The sequence below is a fragment of the Sphingomonas sp. Leaf208 genome, assembly GCF_001421415.1.
Classification (GTDB): domain Bacteria; phylum Pseudomonadota; class Alphaproteobacteria; order Sphingomonadales; family Sphingomonadaceae; genus Sphingomonas.
This window is the reverse complement of sequence record NZ_LMKH01000038.1, coordinates 13,932-31,527: the sequence shown is the minus strand read 5'-3', so window position 1 is coordinate 31,527 and position 17,596 is coordinate 13,932. Positions and strand designations below refer to the sequence as shown.

The window sequence follows — 17,596 nt, the reverse complement described above, 5'->3', positions numbered from 1 at the left end:
GGTTGCGCTTAAGGCTTCGACTACTGGCAAACATCCCGAATGAGCTGCGCATAACGGTTGCCCACGGACGTACGGTCGTGCTCCTCCGTGACTGATCGAAGGGCGCCTTCGTGCAGTCTTTGCCAAAGCGCTTCGTCATTCGCCAACCGCAACATGGCAGTCGCCAACGCGTGCGGATCACGCAGAGGCACAACCAGCCCGGTCTGGTCGTCCTTGTTCACGAAGGAAACGCCGGAACGAGGAATTTCCGTGGAAACCATCGGTAGCCCGGCAGCCATGCTCTCGACCTGCGCCACACCATACATTTCTGCCGCGGTGACTGACGGCATACAGCCCATCCTTGCCTGAGCGAACGCATCAGCGAGCTCTTCAGGCAACAACGCGCCGGCCATCATCAGGTGATCTTCCACGCCCGCCGCTTTAATCTGAGCGGCCAATTCGTCGGCCAGAGGGCCTTTACCGACTATGATCGCGCATAAGTCGTCGCCGAACTCGCGCGCTGCGTCGATGAGCACCTCGAAACCCTTATAGGGTACAAGTCGCCCCACCGAAATTGACATCGCACGACCGCGCCGGAATGCCTGCAATCGCTCGGCGAAACCAGTAGCGCAGGTTGCGACCGGAATGAGCGATCGATCAAACGGATAAGGAATAATGGCAATTTTGCCGGACTCAATTGCATCTGCCCGGTGCGATTGAGCCAGATGGATCGGCGTCGGCCCGACCACCGCTGCGGCCTTTTTCAGTAAGCGATTATCGAGCGGCGTGGTTGCCCAGCGAATTGGTAACTGCGGGATGTCGGCGTGCCAAAGCACGATAAGGGGTTTGTGCCAGCTAAGCGCGGCCAGCACCGCCAGCGGGTTCGGCATATGCACGATCGCGCAATCGTAATCACGCTCTAGGCGCTTTCCCTCCGTGATATATTGCCAGGACAGGCGCTTGTTGCCGAACGCCACGTCAGCCTGGCACCGTCGCACCTGATAGCCTCGCTCACGTTCCTGATATGGCCCCTTCACTTCCGTACACAGCACGTCCGCCTGTATGCCATGCTGGAGCAGTACTTCGCTGATGTTTAGCGTCACGGTTTCGATGCCTCCGGTGTCGGGATCGAAATGCTTCGCAAGTTGAAGAACGCGGAGCGGTTCAGACATGGCGGCAACCCTTGATTTATCTAATCGAACAACGCAACCGCAGGCGCTGGTTGGCTGGCATAGATGGTGAGGGGCGGCTGTATGTAGGCCCACCGCCGATTGCAACAGAGCCGCCGCCACGGTTTACCGCTTACTGAGAGTGTGCATATGCCAGCCATGTTAGACCAATTAAAACGACGTGACCTGCTCCGCGCCGCAACCGGCGCCACGGTCGTTCCGGTTCAAGCCCTGCTCGCACGCGATACGGTTCAAGCGCTGTCCACCGAGGCACTGAACGTACGCGAGTTCGGCGTCCGGTTCGATGGCCGCTCGGACGATGCGGTCCCGCTGCAGCGGGCGATCGACGCGGCTGCAAAGCAACGCCGTTCGCTGGTGCTGCCTTCGGGCACGGCACTCCTAAGTACGCCACTTGACCTGAGGGGACGGTATATCGGTCTCCTCGGAGATCCGGTCGGCCACACTATATTGCGAGCCGCCGGGCCGCTGACATGTCTCCTTAATGCGCAGGAAGAGCACGACATCATCGACAGTCCGCTTTACCTGTTCGGTCTGACGCTTGACGGCAATGGGGCAGCCAAGGCGGGAGTACGCCTTCGTTACCGTCACCGCACCGTTTTCGACACGCTAGCTGTGGAGAGATGCGACGTTGGGATAGACGAGGTGGACTCCTGGCTGGGGCGCCGAATGAATTGTCGAACCCGTGCGACCGATGTTGGTTGGCGGCTGCGCGGTGCCAATCACAGCAGCATTTGGCAGGGGTGCAGCTTTACCGCTTCGCGCTCTGTGCATCTAGACATTGGGGCTGGTGGAACCGCCAAGGACGGCAACGATGCGCTTCTTTTTCAAGGGTGCGACATCGAATTTGGAGACGGTCACGGCGTTGTGGTCGCGCCGGGTGCCACAGCAAGTTTCGACACCTGCTATCTTGGTGAGGCAATCGGTGGTGATGTCCTGAGAAGTGGCGGAACCGTGTCGATCCGGGGCGGTACGTTCTTCGTAGGTCATAGTGTAGACCGGTTTGGTATCGTTCCCTTAGGCGGGACGGTCACTGTTACGGGCAGCGCGCTGCGTGGGCAGCAGTTCGGTACGCTTGACCGGCTCGTCGCCGTTCCTGCTTCAGCGGGGCAAGGCGCCGGCAAAGTCACGTTTCGCGACGTCGACACCCAGATCAAGCTAGGTGGTGATCCGTTTTTTCAGGGAGATGTGTTAGGCACCATGCCTATTCGGGTTTTTGCTCCCACACTGGGCCGCAACTGGCAGGCGACCGCCAATAATACAGCCATTACCGAAAAAAGTGTTGGAGATGCGCGTGCGGTCCGATGCACCGCAGTGACCGGGCCTAATCCCTTGGTAGGGGTTGCTGCCCCGTTAGCAAACACAAGCGAGGCCCGCCATCAAGGGGCCGCCTATCTGATAATCCTTTATGCGGCGACCCGACCTGTGCAGCTAAGATTTACAAGTGGCACAGTCTCACGGTCACCGTGGCGTTTCATCGGAACGTTGCCAGCAACCAGCGGGGTGGGAACCTACGTTAAAGTTGACGTACCAGTGGAGTTCACGAGCTTTTCGACGGTGGAGCTTCTCATGCAGGCGGCCCCTGGTGATCAACTAACTCTTCATCATGCAACCATTAGTGATGCCAGTATGATCGACCCGGGGCCATTGGCCAACCTGGCCAAAGCCCGATGAATAAAGACGATGACGTCTATCGTGCGCCAAAACCCGTCAGCATGGTGTTGATCGTGCGAGCTACGATAAGCAAGTCGAGCCAAGGCGAAAAGTGCTTGATATAATAGAAGTCGTAATGGAGCTTGAGGCGGACGTCGTTTACTTCGGCGACGTGACCCTGACTAACCTGTGCCCAACCGGTGATGCCGGGCAGAACGATATGCCGGTAGCGGTAAAAAGGTATTTCGGTTTCGTACCAGCGTGAAAGAACCTCGGCCTCCGGGCGGGGGCCGATCCAGCTCATCTCGCCCTTTAAGACATTCAGGAGTTGCGGCAGCTCATCAATGCGAGACGTGCGCAAAAAGCGGCCAATTCGCGTTACGCGCTGGTCGTTAGCTTGCGTCATCGCCTGAGCGCGATTGTCTTCGGGCGCTTCGCGAGGTGTCATCGAGCGAAATTTGTAAACGGTAAATGGACGGCCACGATAGCCAATGCGCTTTTGCCGAAAAATAGCAGGACCAGGACTGTCCAGCCGAATGGCGATAGCTAACGCTATAAGTATAGGTAATAGTATAATAAGAACGATAGCAGCAAAAAACCAGTCTATTGTGTGTTTGATTGTCATATAAGCAGAAACAGGGGCAAGCCCCCCAAAGCTGTTCTCCGACAAATGTTCCAGCTCGACTTGTCCAGTAAGAGACTCCATTAATTGTTTGCTATGATAAACTGGCAAGCCATTTAACGCATAGTCTGTTAAACGACGTTCCCATGCATCAGGTAAATCACTACGCAAGTCCGCGACGATAGCGGTTAGATCGGACGCATCACTATCTGGACCGTCCAATACACGCCAACCGACTGAATTTATCTTGGAGAGTTGAAGCGCTGCTCCAGTAGGCACAATACCAATGGACAATTCACCACGCCGCTGCGCCCGAAAATGCACAAGAAAAAACCAAATAATGCACAATAGCAGATTGGCTATAAAAACTGACCGCGAGTAATTTAAGCGTGCAAATAGAAATATAAAAAAGGCAACGCCGTAGCCAAATATAAATGATGGAACTATATAAACTACGCCCTGTACACCAGGGTAATCACTAAGACTTCGTAGGAAAAATACGCCTAGCAGTGATGCGAATATGCTTCCAAACAACGTTACATTCAGAACCTCGGGGCCATCGCTTATGGGAGAGGTGGCGAGGCGCGCAAAATACGTTATCAGAGTACATATCAGTACAGCCAGTACGCTCCAGCGCAGTTTCTGCGCAGCACTATGCCGTTGCGAAATATATTTTGACACCGTACTAGTCACCTAAATATTGAAGAGATCTTTGAGGGTGGGCGGACGAATTATTGGCTAATTATGTCGTTATTATAAGAACTTAAGTCGACATATAAATATTCAGGCTCTATTAACGTCGCGCTTCTAAAAAGTAAACCAAAGGAAATGGCGATTTATAGACACTCACATAGTGTTAAGCCGCCTTGCCAATGAAGGACTCTCGCTGAATTGGTCCGACCGGTGTGATCGGAGGACGCGGCATACCCACCGATCGAATACGTGTGAAATCTCTATCCCCTGATCGATTCCGCGACAGCGCCGCGCGAGGCTTAGCAGTTTCCTCGGGGAGCTGGCTGCAGAGTTGCTTATCCGGTATCATATCGGACATCGAACGCCTCAGCCTTTGGTTCATACGCCCTTAAATTATTTAATCGCAAAGCTTTATCCCTCATCAGACCGCAATATTTCGTTGCGCCAGCGATATCGCTGAGACTGGCCCTATGTCCGATAAGTGTCATTCTCGGACATAAGGGGTGGTGCGTTGAAATGCGACGTGGCAAACGATTCACGTGAGCACCATCAAACTCCCAGGTCAGTCCACCCTGAGTACAAATCTTCATGTCGACATGAAGACAGGTATACTTGTGCACGTTGATCAGCCGTCGCTGCCCACGATTCTCAATGATAAAATTGAACGCGCGACAGCTTATGCAAAAGCCGCTCGTTCAAGTGCGACGCGACGCGCCTACGGGTCCGATTGGGCAATTTTCAAAGATTGGTGCACCGCGCATGGTTTAGCCTGGCTGCCGGCAAGTCCTGAGATCGTCGCTGTCTTTGCAAGCGACCAGGCAACCGCGGGTTTAAATCCGTCAACCATACATCGCCGTGTCGCGGCGATTGGCTATTATCATCGCGCCGGTGGGCATCCAGCGCCGACAGCGCTTCCGACGGCTGGACGTCTGGCCGAAGTCCTCGCTGGGATCCGTGCGGAACATGGCGGCGCCAAACGTCAGAAGCGGCCAGCGGATGCAACGGCGCTGCGTAACATGCTGATGACTATAGAAGGCGAGGGAATGCGTGCTATTCGAGACCGTGCCATACTTGCAGTCGGGATGGCAGCAGCCTTGCGGCGGTCTGAGATTGTTGCCCTCAGTGTCGAACATGTCGGCCTCGTGCCAGAGGGGCTGCGGCTTACGATTGCACATTCAAAAACAGATCAGGCGCGTCATGGCGCGGTTATTGCTATTCCCGAAGGGTCGCGAATCCGACCCAAGGCGCTGCTACTCGCTTGGATGGCGGCAGCAGGCCATAGCGACGGCTTTCTGTTCCGTCGGCTGTCACGATCAGATGCGCTGACCCCGAACGCTATGTCGGATCGGGCCATTGCGCGGCTTGTGCAGCACTATGCCGCCGCGGCGGGCTACGATCCGACGCAGTTCGCCGGCCATTCGCTGCGTGCCGGCTTCCTTACTGAAGGTGCAGCGCAAGGCGCAACGATTTTCAAGTTACAGGAAGTCAGTCGACATAGATCAGTCCAGGTTCTCTCCGACTATGTCCGCAATGCCGAGCTGTTCAAAAATCACGCAGGCGACCGATTCTTGTAAATATGGCTCTATAATGTTGTGGTTAAACTTAAGTTTCAATTAATACATCGTATTGAAAATTAGCTCACGTGCGGAGACGAGCCATAGATATAATATTCAGCACCGTTCGATCCGATTTCCGTTGCAAGGAGGTACAGTCCTCCAATTCCCGGTAGTGAAACCTGTCCGCCATGGCCAGCTCCGACATCGCCAACGCTGCTGGGCAATTCGCCCGAAAGGTCCAATAGCTTGTTCTTGCCGAAATTGATCCGGTCCAACGGATCGGCGTCTTGGCTGTTGTAAATCTCTGACGTCGTGACAAGTCTATCGTCTGCGCCGAAATGCGAAATAGTGTCACCCCCGAGATTTAAGCCAAGGGCGGTATCGAACAGAAAAACATAGCTGCCTTTGGCTGCGTTGAATTTCTCGTTTGAGACTTTGCTGTCTACGATCTTGGCGGACGAGAACATCGTGCTCAGCTGGCGCACGGTGGCAGCGTCGGCGTAGACGAACATGTCGTCACCAGTTTTGCTGCCAAGAAAGCGAAGCTCACTGCTTGCCAAGTCAGGAAGCGCGGCAGACTTCCCGTGTGAGGAGATTTCGTTATCACGATCTAGATCAATTGTTATGTTTGATCCAAAAGTCTCAAAGCCTTCGAACAACTTGGTGTGGCTGATCAGCGTACTGCGCGATCCAAAATTCAGAAAGACGTCGTTACCCGTATTATTCGCACCAATGACAATCTGGTTGGCCCGTCCCTCCGCCAGATCGTAGCTGTCATTCGTGCCATTATTGTCCACATCAACTCGGTTACCTGACGTAAACAGAGTGCTGTTGTTCGCAAATCCCATATCACCCGCCTTTTACGTTGGCGAACAGGTCAGACGTATCTCTCGCTGCTTCCCGGTCGCTTTTCCAGCCCTGAAGGAGGCCGGCAGCGGAAGATACATTTATCTGTTAAAGAGTGAAGAGATATTTAACCATTGTTCCCGCAGTTTATGGGATTCGGTTTGCCAGGCGAACAGAACTAGTATCGTCAGTCCCGTGCCGCGCGGGTGTGCTTCCAGAGCTTCCACCACGGATTGGGCGCCCAGAGATCAACGCCCCGTTCCGTCGCGGCGCGGGTCAGGTCGCGCGTTAAGGACCGCAATTGACGATCATTGAGTGCAAGGTGAACCCGCATGAAGATACCGCGGTTGTAGTGCTCAGTATCGCCGGCCACCTGAAGCGTTAATATGATACCGTCCTTCGATGCGCAACGCTTCCAGCCGGCCAGTGCGCCTAGCATCTCTCGTGACATCTTTCCTCTCCATTCCTCAGATCCCTGACACCGATCCGGTCATCATGATTGTGTTGAAAGGGGACGGTCACAAGTTATTATGAATAGGCGTATAATCACGCTTCGTAAACCGGCGGGCTACGTCGGTGCCGCGACTGGGGTCTAGCGGTTGGGTCCCCGGCGATCGAGGGTTGTGCCAGATAGTCGATTGACTGCACCGACGATCGATACTTAGCCTGTTTTATTATCATTGCCGACGCAGCGAGCGGACTGCATCTACGCCGTCTTGGCGTGCGCGCCGTACGGACGAAGATGTCGCCTTTTGTGATGTCGGCAGCGGCGGCGCATTTGCCACGCGTGTTGATGCGAGTTCGACCTGTAAGTGGTCGCCAGGATTAGCAACCGGCGCCAATGACGGCTCTGCAGGTACAGTTGGTGCAAGAGCCGTATCGCTCGGCACCGGAACCGTTGTGACCGCGAACGCCCTCGGTATTGCCGGGTGCGACGGTATGGTTTTCCGCACCCGCAGCGCCTTGCGCGCGACGTCCGGAACTCTCGACAATGTCGTCGTTACCGAGTCCGTGTCCGTTGGCCCAGATGACAGTATGGATGTGGTAGCCAATCGAGCTGGCGCTGGTCCGTCGATTGGTGCCACCGGCACCGGTAGCGTATGTCTGACGATCCGGGTGGGCCGCTCGATATGTTTCGAAGCTTGCAAGGCTGGCTGGCTCTGTCGCTCGGTCCGTGTCGCGGTGAACGCAACGAGAATAAGCACCGTCGTAATCGCTGCGAAAGCGGGAGCGAACCTCTTAAGCGATCGCGCCGCCTCGGGGCTAGTCCGACGCCCAGATATGTCGTTACCGGACAGGGCAAGAATAGCTGCCAAATCGGCGTCCAGACGCCGATCGCCAAAAGCAGCTACGATCGACATTAAATCGTTCCGGCCGCTGTTTGATCGCTTCCTGGCTTGCAAGCCAAGCCACGCTTATAATAGGTTTCGAACGCGGCGTCGTCGGCTGCCGAAGTTGCCTTGGTAGTCGCCATCGTATTGAGCGTCCATGTTTCACCATTTTCGATGCCAAGCGCGGTCAACCGGCCGGTGCGATAGGCACCCGTGTCAATACCGATGCGGTTTGCGTGTATGACGGGGCCACTTTCGTTAATGGAATGGCCGTGAACGACGGTCATTCCATGCGATTCACGCGATGTCAGGAAATCGTCAGTGATCCACAGCAGATCGTCTTGTCGCTGTTTGCGCAGCGGCACACCGGGTCTAATCCCAGCATGGACTAACAAATAGCCGCCATGCCGGTGATGTAAGGGTAATTCGTCCAGCCAATCGATTACTTCTACTCCAACGACGTCAGCCGAAATCCGTAAATTGTCCATCGTCGCAGGCCCTTCCACCACTGCCGGGTCTACGCCCCAGCTTCGCAAAGTTTCCCGCCCCCCGAACGCAAGCCAGTTAGCATAAACGGTCAAATCGCCGCGCAACGCCTTGACCATCATCTCTTCATGATTGCCTTTCAGCACCACGAAGCGTCGGGTCGAGGCGGTCAGATTCATGCAGCCGCGCACCATCCGCGCCGAGTCCGGACCACGATCGATGATGTCGCCCAACAGAACCACCTGAGTCGCAACCGGCAGCCTTACGGCCTGATCGTGCTCAACAATGCTCATTAGTCTGCTGAACAGGTCCAACCGGCCATGAATATCTCCCACCGCGTAGATCCGCTGTACTGTCTTTTCGGGCTTGTTGTAAAAACGCACGATTGTTTCCCCTGTTCGCCGGACACTACCGTCCGACCCGATCCCCCAACCCGACCGACAGGGCCAATCCGGCAGATAGGCCGGCCGCACCGTTCGACAAGCCAGCGGTAGCAAAGCCTGTAAGTCGCAGCGGCATCGAGGGGACACGCGTCGATACGCCACCAAACAGTTCGTGCGAGTCCTGAACCAAGCGCGTCGCAGCCCGGGCGTAATGATAGGAAGCAACAAAAACGCTGTCACGTCCGAATGCGTACGAGGCTCCCGCAGATGCGGCTGGCCCGTTGCGCAGGCGATACAAAGTGGTGTCGCCAAGGAAGCGATACGTAAACGATGCAAATGGCGTGACCCGTCCGATCGGCAGTGAGACATCAGTACCCAGCGCGTAGTCGTTTTCACCGCTCGACAGGCCACTTCCCTTCGTGGCGGTGTTGATCTTGGCGCGGCCCGACATCTGAACCTCAATTGGCGATGCAGCCGGTGCGATCGTGTAGGCAGCACCAAGCGTTAGATCGCCGAAGCCATTCATCGTCCGTTTCTGTGCCGCTGTGTTTGGTGCTACCAAAACCGGTGTCGAATCGATCCCGGTGAAAATTGTCGAACGGCTGCGGATGCGCATCCACGGCAGCGATGCCGACAGCGTCCAGTCACCGGAACGCAAACGCGCGCCCAGGGCGGAACTCCAGATGGTCGTATCGGATCGGGTACCAAATTTTCCTTCGGCGTAGCTCGTGCCAAGCGACAGGTTGAAGACAGTGTCGCCATCCATCCGTTCCATCGCCTGCGGGACGCTGCTGGGCGATACTGTTGTTGTGGCACTGGAAGGTGAAATACTGCTGGCGGGATCGTAACTGACGGACTGCTTTGCGACGGGTAAATCCGGTTTTTCCTGCGCAACGGCCTGGCTTGCCATGCCAGCAGCAATCGTTGCACCGCATAACGTCGCCATCATTTCTTTCATACAACTCTCCTTATCGCAGGCTTTTATGAAACACGGCAAATTACCTTATCTACGATAAGACCCGTTTGCCTTGGTCTTGCGACCTCAACCGCAATTGGCTGAAATCGTTGCGAACGCACTGAGCGTGTTGGATGATCATGAGCGGAGCCTGCTGAGTCGTGAGACCGATTTTTCGACTCGATCCACCACGATCGACAAAATCGGTTTAGAACGAAACATAAAAATACCGTCATCACGCCGATAGATTACCGTCATGATGTTGACATGGGCGAGGATGGTGTCAGCATCGTTAACCATAAGCTAGGAGCAGCAGATACGTGCTGGGTTCGGTTATGATGTCCGGGTTGGTAATCGCCATATCTTCGGCAGGCGCGATGGCGCAAGCCATGCCGTCACCACTCTGGCGTGGTGTGTCGCGGATCGTCCTCAGCTGCTCGACCGGATTAGATGCCCGGTTGTGCGATGCCATTGTCAATGCCGCGCGCGTACATACAGCGATCCCGGTAGAACTTGCCTCCGGTGCAGCGCCAACCGATCGCGCTACCGTCATTCTTGCTATCACGCCTGCCGATAACGGTCGCACCCTGGTCGCTTTGGCGCGCCGGGCGGTCGAGATCGACGAGGCCGAAGGACCCGCCCGCTACGCCGTCGCCTGGGACCCTACCGCACCCAGCGCGGCCTTGGACGATCTTCTGACCCGTATTCTGCCGCATCGGTCCGTAGGAGGCTGGCGGCTGAAATAAAATATGCTCGAGCGTGGCGGCTGTAAATCCGCAGCGCTGGGTGAGGTACCATGACAACAGGGAGAATAAGCATGGACGGATCTTTCGACGCTGTAGGCACGTATGGCTGTTCTTGCGGATCGTGCGCGGCTGGTTTGACCCATCATCAAGACGATAACGGTCCTAACCCGGTTGCGGCATCGCTCGATCCCAAGGCGGGCAGCACGTTCGCCGACAAGCCGATCTGGAGCGCGACGCAAGTCGGGGAATATCTCAATAGAAGCGGTTATGATTGGTATACTAACAATTACGGTGAACTGAACGATGGCGTGCTCAACTATGGCTTTTGGCTAAACAAGGACGAGCTCGGCAATAGCTATTATGTCAATATTGCTGGTACTTCAGCATATAGTGAATATTTTGACTTCACTGCCTTCAATGCCGGCCAGACCGATCTTGCCCAGCGTTCCATAGGGCTGTGGGATGACCTCGTCGCGATTTCGTTCCAGCAGACTAAGTCGGGTTCGGCGGACATCACTTTCGGCAATACCGCGACCGGCGGTGCACAAGCATATGCCTATCTGCCGTTCGGCAATATCTACGATGCTGAAAGCCTGGCGGATGGATATGAAGATACCGGCCGATTGGGTGGTGACGTTTGGATCGATGGCGGCGTTGCGTCGAATTTCTCGCCACTGGTCGCTAGCTACTATGCGCAAACAACGATGGTGCACGAGATCGGTCATGCGATAGGCCTCAGCCATCCCGGCGATTATGATGCGCTCGACGACAATGACGGTGACGGCGAGCCCGATCCGATCACCTACGCCAACGATGCGTTCTATGCCCAGGATTCACGTCAATACAGCATCATGAGCTATTTCGACGCCTATGAGACGGGCGCGCAGCATATTGATTTCTCTCTGCTCAATTTTGCTTATGCGGCGACACCGCTGATCCACGATATCGTCGCGATTCAGAAGATCTATGGCGCGGATCAGACGACTCGGACCGGCAACACGGTTTATGGGTTCAACGCTACGGCCGGCAACGCGGTATACGACTTTGCGGTCAACACGCGCCCAATCGTCGCGATCTGGGATGCTGGTGGCAATGATACGCTCGACTTCTCGGGCTGGAACACGCCCTCGGTTATCGATCTCAATCAAGGCGCCTTCTCGTCGGGTGGCGGGATTGAAGAATTCTTGACGCTAGAGCAAGTTAACGCAAACCGTGCTGCGCTGGGCTTCGCCCCCCGTACCGAAGCGACCTACGCGTTCTATGAAGACCTTAAGGACCAGCTCGGACTAAAGAACGGCCTGTTTACCGATAATATCTCGATTGCTTATGGTGCAACAATCGAAAACGCGATCGGTGGGGGCGGCAGCGACCGCATCATCGGCAACGATGTCGCCAACGTGCTGACAGGCGGAGCGGGGCGCGACGTGTTCGAGTTGCATACCGGGGGGAAGTCTGGATCAGACCGTGTCACCGACTGGCAGCGCGGCGACGTGCTCGCCACGACCAAGGCGATCGCTGACGGTAACGGTGATGGTATCATCACTTGGAGCGGATCGACGCTGTCGCTGGACACCAGCGATGGCGATCGTGTGCAACTCTCTGGTGCGCAGGGTAGCAGCGGACTGCGGTTGATGGGCAACGTTGACGGCGTCTTCTATTATGAGGATGCCCGCGTTCGTCCGATCGCATCGAGCGGCCAGAAGGTCTACGAAAGCGGCTTTGGCAACGACGTGTTGCGCGGTCGTTCGACTGCCAGCGCCACGGACGTGTTCTTCTTCGACACCGCCAACCCGGTCGCTGGCCTTGGCCGTGACACCGTCACGTTCACGCGTAACGATGTGCTCGTTACGACGACGAAACTGGCCGACCTCGACAATGACGGTAAGATCACGTTCGGTTCCGACAGCCGTCTGGATCTGACAGGTGCCGGCGGCAGCGTCGGGCTGACCGGTATCAACGCGTTGGAATATGATGGCGCCGTGACCAACAACGGTATCGAATATTACGTCTACAGCAATGTCGGCTCAGCGGTCGGTACGGGCGCAGTGCACTTCTGATGATCGTGATCAGGGCAGGGATTGAAGCCCCTGCCCTGATGTTTCGATCTATCTATTCTACCGGCGGCTTAGCTGCCGTAATAGCCCCGATACCAGTCTGCAAAACGCATCAGCCCCTCATCCAGCATCACTTTCGGCTGGTAACCCGTCAACGCACGCAGCTTTGACACGTCAGCATAGGTCGCCGTAACATCGCCTTGCTGCATCGGGCGCATGACCTTTTCCGCGGTACGGCCAAGCGCACGTTCCAGCGAATCGATCATCTCCATCAGGCCGACCGGATGGCTGTCCCCAATGTTGAGAACGCGATGCCCCCCCCCCTCAGGAGGATGATCGAGCGAGCCGACGATCCCTTCGACTATATCGTCAATATAGGTGAAGTCGCGGGCCATCTTGCCTTCGCCGTAAACCTCAATTGCCTCGCCTCGCATGATTTTCTGCGTGAACGAGAAATAGGCCATGTCGGGACGGCCCCAGGGGCCATAGACAGTGAAGAATCGCAAGCCCGTCTGCGGCAGAGCGTAGAGCGTTGCATAGGACTGGCTCATTAACTCGCACGACCGCTTGGTGGCGGCGTAGAGCGACACAGGGCTGGTAGCCGGCTCATCCTCAGTAAATCCCGCCCCGCCCATCGGCTTGTCGCCATAAACTGAGCTGGACGACGCATAGACGAGGTGCTCGAACCCCGGCGCGTGGCGGCAGGCTTCCATCACCGATAGATGCCCGGCCAGATTGGAATGCTGATAGGCAAACGGATTTTCAATGCTGTAGCGCACCCCCGCCTGCGCAGCGAGATGCACGACGCGGACCACACCTTCCGCCTTGATCAACGCAGCGACCGCGGTGTTGTCGGCGATGTCCATCTTTTCGAAGCGAAAATTTGCCACGTCGTCGAACGTCGCGAGGCGAGCCGCTTTCAATGCCGGATCGTAGTAATCGTTGACGATGTCGATGCCGATCACCCGCTCGCCGCGGGCGAGCAGATGATGGGCGGTCGCATGGCCGACGAACCCTGCCACACCGGTGACGAGGACGGGGTCTGATCTGCTCATCGTCCGATACCCGTGTAGTTAAAGCCTGCGGCTTCGATATCCTTGGGGTTATAGACATTGCGCAGGTCGATCATGATCGGCGCGCTGAGCAACGATTTGACGCGGGCGAGGTCGAGTGCGCGATAGGCGTTCCATTCGGTCAGGATCGCGACCGCATCGGCGCCTTCGATCGCCTCATAAGGGCCATCGCGATAGTCAACGTTCTGAAGCACCAGCTTGGCCTGCTCAACGCCTTCGGGATCGTGCGCCTGCACCTTAGCGCCGGCATCCTGCAACGCTTGGATGACCGCAATCGCCGGGCTGTCGCGCATGTCGTCCGTGTTGGGCTTGAAAGTAAGACCGAGCACCGCGACCGTCTTGCCGCGCACGTCGCCCCCCATAGCCGCAATGATCTTGCGACCCATCGCGCGCTTGCGGTTGTCGTTAACTGCGACCACCGCTTCTACGATCCGCTGCGGCGCGTCGTAATCCTGGCTGGTCTTGAGCAACGCCAGAGTGTCTTTCGGGAAGCACGAGCCGCCATAGCCAGGACCGGCGTGGAGGAATTTTTTGCCGATCCGGTTGTCGAGGCCGATGCCGCGCGCGACGTCCTGCACGTCTGCACCGACTTTTTCGCAAAGATCCGCGATTTCGTTGATGAAGGTGATCTTGGTCGCGAGGAAGGCGTTGCCGGCATATTTGATCAACTCGGCGGTGCGACGGCCGGTCACGAGGATCGGTGCGGCATTGATCGAGAGTGGCCGATAGACCTGGCGCATTACCTCAGTCGCGCGCTCGTCCTCTGAACCGATGACAATGCGGTCGGGCCGCTTGAAATCGTCGATCGCGGCGCCTTCGCGCAGGAACTCGGGATTGGAAACGACGCCGAATTCGGCACCCGGATTGGCGGCGCGGATGATGCGCTCGACTTCGTCACCGGTGCCAACAGGCACAGTCGATTTCGTGACGACTACGGTATAGCCGTCGATTGCCCGGCCAATCTCCTCGGCTGCGGCATAGACGTAGGTAAGGTCGGCATGGCCATCGCCACGCCGCGACGGCGTACCGACGCCGATAAAGATCGCGTCAGCGTTCTTGACGCCGTCGGTCAGGTCGGTGCCGAAGGTCAGCCGCCCTTCCCTGACGTTACGTGCAACCAAGTCGTCGAGGCCCGGCTCAAAGATTGGCATCTTGCCCTGATGCAACGCATCGATCTTGCGCTGGTCCTTGTCGATGCAAACGACTTCATGGCCAAAGTCGGCGAAACAGGCGCCCGATACTAGGCCGACATAGCCCGATCCGATCATGGTAATGCGCAAGATTGGTATCTCCTGAAAATAGCGACGTACCGTTTCGACGGTACCTAGATGAACCTGCCTCGCGATAATAGGACATTTGCCAATGCACGCACCAAGCGAGAACGGTGGTGTTAGAGATTTGGCTCCTGCCGCCTGAATGACGTTGATCGCATGGATGCTAGGAGAAAGGCAGGCTGCGAAGAGCGGTTGCGAACACAAGCCAGCCCATCAAGCTGGCGAGCGCTAATAGTGCTATTCGAGTCACGAACGGAAGTTGCGGCTGCGATATCTCGCCATCGTCGGCAATCGCTGATGCCCGCGCAGCGAGCGTAGTAACGGTATCGCTGGGCGATCGGGTAAAGGCGTCCTCGATTTGGGCCGAGGTTAGGCCTGGTTCAAAGATGCATCCATAAACCGTGTCGGCTCGCCGAACTATTCGCGCACTGGCCCGCCCGGCGCCGGCAAGTCCGACATGGACGATCGTGTCGATTGGTATTGGAACGGTGCTTGAGAAGGCGAATCCGTTAGGAGAAAGATCCTCCACTCTCACATCATGCGGTGCGTCCGAAATGCGTAAGGTGCTAGGTTGCAGGATCGGGGCGCGATCGTCTTCGCGTCGACAGGGAACGGCGTCCTGCGCCGATGCAGAATGCTGCATCGGTGGCTTAGGCAATCCACGCAACGGTACAGGCAAGGGCTATTATGAACAACACAGGTCCGGCAGCAGCCGAAACAAGGTGCATCCCCTGTCCCATTCGCGTTGGCTGCTCCGGCGGTAGAAGCCAAGCATCGAAGTCGATGCGGTCGCCAGGAAGGGCGTTACCATCCGGCGGCGGTGGATCCGGTAATCGGACCAGAGTTGAAGGGCGTGCCATAACGATTCCTATGCAGGAAGATCGTTAAATCACTGTGCCGCCTATTAGTTAAAATGACATACACCCTATCACAATAGGGCATTACAAAGCTTATTCCTAAAAGGCGTTGCGGTGCACGACAACGCGAACGGTAGAAATGAGGATAGCAAAATCGCGTAATACCGACCAGCCAATAATATATTCGAGGTCGGCCTGAAGCCGCCGAGTGAGGTCACTCCGTTCGTGTGTCGCGCCACGGAAGCCGCGCACTTGAGCAAGACCCGTAATACCCGGCTTGAGAGCGTGACGGTGCCAATAACGCTCGTCAACTTCCCAAAAGAGCTGTTGCCCTGCAAGCGACCCAAGGGCGTGGGGTCGTGGCCCGACGATGCTCATCGATCCAAATAGAACATTGAGAAGCTGAGGAAGTTCATCGATGCTGGTCGCCCGGATGACGCGACCAACCCGCGTGATCCGAACATCGTCTCGTGATGCGGAAACTGTGCCGGATGCATCTGACTGCTCAACGCGCATTGAGCGGAATTTGAACACCTCGAATAGCGCGTTGCCGCGACCGACACGCTGTTGGCGGAAGAAGATCGGGCCACGACTGTCGCATTTTATAACAAGCGCGGTCAGCACGAAAATCGGTAGAAGGACCAAGAGGGCCGGTATCGCGAACGCGAGATCAAAGCAGCGCTTGATAATGCGGTTACGCGTGCTCAGCGGCCCCGCTGCGACGATCAGCGTCGAATGACCGTCGAATGCACCGATCCCGATCGCTCCGACTTCGTCGAATTCATTAGAGATGATTTCGCCATGAATGCCTACCCCCTTGAGGAGCATCGCCCATTCACGCTTCTTTTCCGGGCGGCAGGCAACGATGACCCGATCGGCCCGACGAATGTGGCGGGCAAGACGATCCAGCATCATTGGATCTTGGATATTGGGGTGAAGATCCGCCTTCGTCATGTCGATAACGTGGTAATGCGGCGGAACAGTAATCGATACGTCGTCCATAAGGATGACGTCCGCAGTCAGTTGGTGACCTACCGTAAATTTGATCACGCACGCCAGCAGGAGGCGAAGCACGATGAGAAGGACGAAGCTGCCCATCATACCGATACTAGTCACACTGCGCGGTTCGAATCGCAAAAGATGGAAGTAATAAGATATAAACAGAAAGCTGGCGAAGGCGAAGGCAAGCGCCGAGGCTGAGCGAAGGATGCCAACTCGTGTCCGGTGCAAGGCCTCGATCGAATACGCGCCGTTGTTGGCAGCGGCGAGTATGTAGATCGGCAAGGTTACAACCACGACGTCCATCGCGGAATACCAGTAGAAGGTACCGTAACGCACGAGCAGGCCGAGCTCGAATGCACCGACCACCGCTAGCACATCGAGCACTAGCAGCGAGGCGTAAAGCAGAAAGCGAATATCTTCACGTCGTGCTGGCACTGCCTGACGCGGCAGGACAGTGAAATCCTGCATGACCCCCCCATTGGTTTTCAAAAAATCCCGCCCCTTGCCTTCCGCTTGCCTAACGTTCGCATGAGAAGCGACCTCACCCGCCATATGCGGTTGATGCGACCAGGACAAACTATCGTGGGTACGTATATTAAGTGTTGAGATACGGCCAACAGATTGACGATCAACCGGTTCCGAATGCCGATAGATGCCGAGTCACGGCTTTGCCGAAAATTGAGTTGAGCGATTTCAATAGCGTGTGGTTCAGCCTTTGGGTTGCGAACACCACGATGATCGCATGAGCTCGACAGAAATCGCTTGCCCGATCCCAGCATGACAGAAGCAGGTTTCGCTGTGTAAGCGACTGCGCCCACCAGGAATGGTCTGTCGTCTGACCGTCCTGAGGCCCACCTCCGGGGTTGGGCGCCCCGCAAGCACAAGGCGCGGGCCTGTTG

General features: G+C 56.5%; 14 protein-coding genes. 4 read left to right on the top strand and 10 right to left on the bottom strand.

What is annotated here, in order from left to right:
* Positions 1-20 precede the first annotated feature (20 nt).
* Positions 21-1,151, bottom strand: a complete 1,131-nt coding sequence (locus ASE69_RS20285) for a glycosyltransferase (protein WP_056490822.1) — start codon at positions 1,149-1,151, stop codon at positions 21-23.
* Between the two features lie 156 nt (positions 1,152-1,307).
* Between ASE69_RS20285 and ASE69_RS20280 the strand changes: the two genes are divergently transcribed.
* Positions 1,308-2,840, top strand: coding sequence for a glycosyl hydrolase family 28-related protein (locus tag ASE69_RS20280; protein WP_056490819.1), 1,533 nt, complete (start codon positions 1,308-1,310; stop codon positions 2,838-2,840).
* A gap of 16 nt (positions 2,841-2,856) precedes the next feature.
* Here the strand turns inward: ASE69_RS20280 and ASE69_RS20275 are convergent, their stop codons facing one another.
* The gene (locus ASE69_RS20275) at positions 2,857-4,122 is read right to left on the bottom strand and encodes a sugar transferase (RefSeq protein WP_156362439.1); all 1,266 of its coding nucleotides are present in this window, start codon (positions 4,120-4,122) and stop codon (positions 2,857-2,859) included.
* Positions 4,123-4,673: 551 nt separating this feature from the next.
* Here ASE69_RS20275 and ASE69_RS20270 point away from each other — a divergent pair.
* Positions 4,674-5,708, top strand: coding sequence for a site-specific integrase (locus ASE69_RS20270; protein WP_235519016.1), 1,035 nt, complete (start codon positions 4,674-4,676; stop codon positions 5,706-5,708).
* 59 nt (positions 5,709-5,767) lie between these two features.
* On the opposite strand, the gene ASE69_RS20265 is transcribed toward ASE69_RS20270, so the two are convergent.
* The 4 genes from ASE69_RS20265 to ASE69_RS23115 form a co-directional block, all read right to left on the bottom strand.
* A complete protein-coding gene (locus tag ASE69_RS20265) occupies positions 5,768-6,538 on the bottom strand; it encodes a hypothetical protein (protein WP_056490814.1) in 771 nt (256 codons plus the stop codon).
* Positions 6,539-6,723: 185 nt separating this feature from the next.
* Complete coding sequence (locus ASE69_RS20260; RefSeq protein ID WP_056490811.1) at positions 6,724-6,987, bottom strand: hypothetical protein; 264 nt, start codon at positions 6,985-6,987, stop codon at positions 6,724-6,726.
* A gap of 909 nt (positions 6,988-7,896) precedes the next feature.
* Positions 7,897-8,736 carry a metallophosphoesterase family protein gene (locus ASE69_RS21625; protein ID WP_235519014.1) on the bottom strand — a complete coding sequence of 280 codons (840 nt, stop codon included), beginning with the start codon at positions 8,734-8,736 and terminating at the stop codon, positions 7,897-7,899.
* A 25-nt stretch (positions 8,737-8,761) separates the two neighbouring features.
* A complete protein-coding gene (locus tag ASE69_RS23115; protein ID WP_235519012.1) occupies positions 8,762-9,694 on the bottom strand; it encodes a hypothetical protein in 933 nt (310 codons plus the stop codon).
* A 386-nt stretch (positions 9,695-10,080) separates the two neighbouring features.
* On the opposite strand from ASE69_RS23115, the gene ASE69_RS22290 reads away from it, so the two are divergent.
* Together ASE69_RS22290 and ASE69_RS20240 are read left to right on the top strand one after the other, a co-directional pair.
* Positions 10,081-10,437 carry a hypothetical protein gene (locus ASE69_RS22290; RefSeq protein ID WP_156362438.1) on the top strand — a complete coding sequence of 119 codons (357 nt, stop codon included), beginning with the start codon at positions 10,081-10,083 and terminating at the stop codon, positions 10,435-10,437.
* Positions 10,438-10,571: 134 nt separating this feature from the next.
* On the top strand, positions 10,572-12,494 hold the full coding sequence (locus tag ASE69_RS20240) for a M10 family metallopeptidase C-terminal domain-containing protein (RefSeq protein WP_056490800.1): 1,923 nt from the start codon (positions 10,572-10,574) through the stop codon (positions 12,492-12,494).
* Positions 12,495-12,562: 68 nt separating this feature from the next.
* Here ASE69_RS20240 and ASE69_RS20235 read toward each other — a convergent pair whose 3' ends face one another.
* The 4 genes from ASE69_RS20235 to ASE69_RS23110 all read right to left on the bottom strand — a co-directional run bounded on the left by ASE69_RS20235 (position 12,563) and on the right by ASE69_RS23110 (position 17,249).
* Positions 12,563-13,546, bottom strand: coding sequence for an NAD-dependent epimerase/dehydratase family protein (locus tag ASE69_RS20235; protein ID WP_056490795.1), 984 nt, complete (start codon positions 13,544-13,546; stop codon positions 12,563-12,565).
* Complete coding sequence (locus ASE69_RS20230; RefSeq protein WP_056490793.1) at positions 13,543-14,844, bottom strand: UDP-glucose dehydrogenase family protein; 1,302 nt, start codon at positions 14,842-14,844, stop codon at positions 13,543-13,545. Before ASE69_RS20230 ends, ASE69_RS20235 begins: the two co-directional genes overlap by 4 nt.
* A gap of 157 nt (positions 14,845-15,001) precedes the next feature.
* Positions 15,002-15,481, bottom strand: a complete 480-nt coding sequence (locus ASE69_RS23525) for a PilZ domain-containing protein (protein WP_082453283.1) — start codon at positions 15,479-15,481, stop codon at positions 15,002-15,004.
* 313 nt (positions 15,482-15,794) lie between these two features.
* Entirely contained in the window at positions 15,795-17,249 is a 1,455-nt protein-coding gene (locus ASE69_RS23110; protein ID WP_056490790.1) for a sugar transferase, read from the bottom strand.
* Positions 17,250-17,596: the final 347 nt, after the last annotated feature.

What these genes read in the sequence shown, in the direction of transcription:
- ASE69_RS20285 (WP_056490822.1), bottom strand. Translation starts at nt 1,151, where the DNA reads ATGTCTGAACCGCTCCGCGTTCTTCAACTTGCGAAGCATTTCGATCCC.
- ASE69_RS20280 (WP_056490819.1), top strand. Translation starts at nt 1,308, where the DNA reads ATGTTAGACCAATTAAAACGACGTGACCTGCTCCGCGCCGCAACCGGC.
- ASE69_RS20265 (WP_056490814.1), bottom strand. Translation starts at nt 6,538, where the DNA reads ATGGGATTTGCGAACAACAGCACTCTGTTTACGTCAGGTAACCGAGTT.
- ASE69_RS20260 (WP_056490811.1), bottom strand. Translation starts at nt 6,987, where the DNA reads ATGTCACGAGAGATGCTAGGCGCACTGGCCGGCTGGAAGCGTTGCGCA.
- ASE69_RS23115 (WP_235519012.1), bottom strand. Translation starts at nt 9,694, where the DNA reads ATGAAAGAAATGATGGCGACGTTATGCGGTGCAACGATTGCTGCTGGC.
- ASE69_RS22290 (WP_156362438.1), top strand. Translation starts at nt 10,081, where the DNA reads ATGCCGTCACCACTCTGGCGTGGTGTGTCGCGGATCGTCCTCAGCTGC.
- ASE69_RS20235 (WP_056490795.1), bottom strand. Translation starts at nt 13,546, where the DNA reads ATGAGCAGATCAGACCCCGTCCTCGTCACCGGTGTGGCAGGGTTCGTC.
- ASE69_RS23525 (WP_082453283.1), bottom strand. Translation starts at nt 15,481, where the DNA reads ATGCAGCATTCTGCATCGGCGCAGGACGCCGTTCCCTGTCGACGCGAA.
- ASE69_RS23110 (WP_056490790.1), bottom strand. Translation starts at nt 17,249, where the DNA reads ATGGCGGGTGAGGTCGCTTCTCATGCGAACGTTAGGCAAGCGGAAGGC.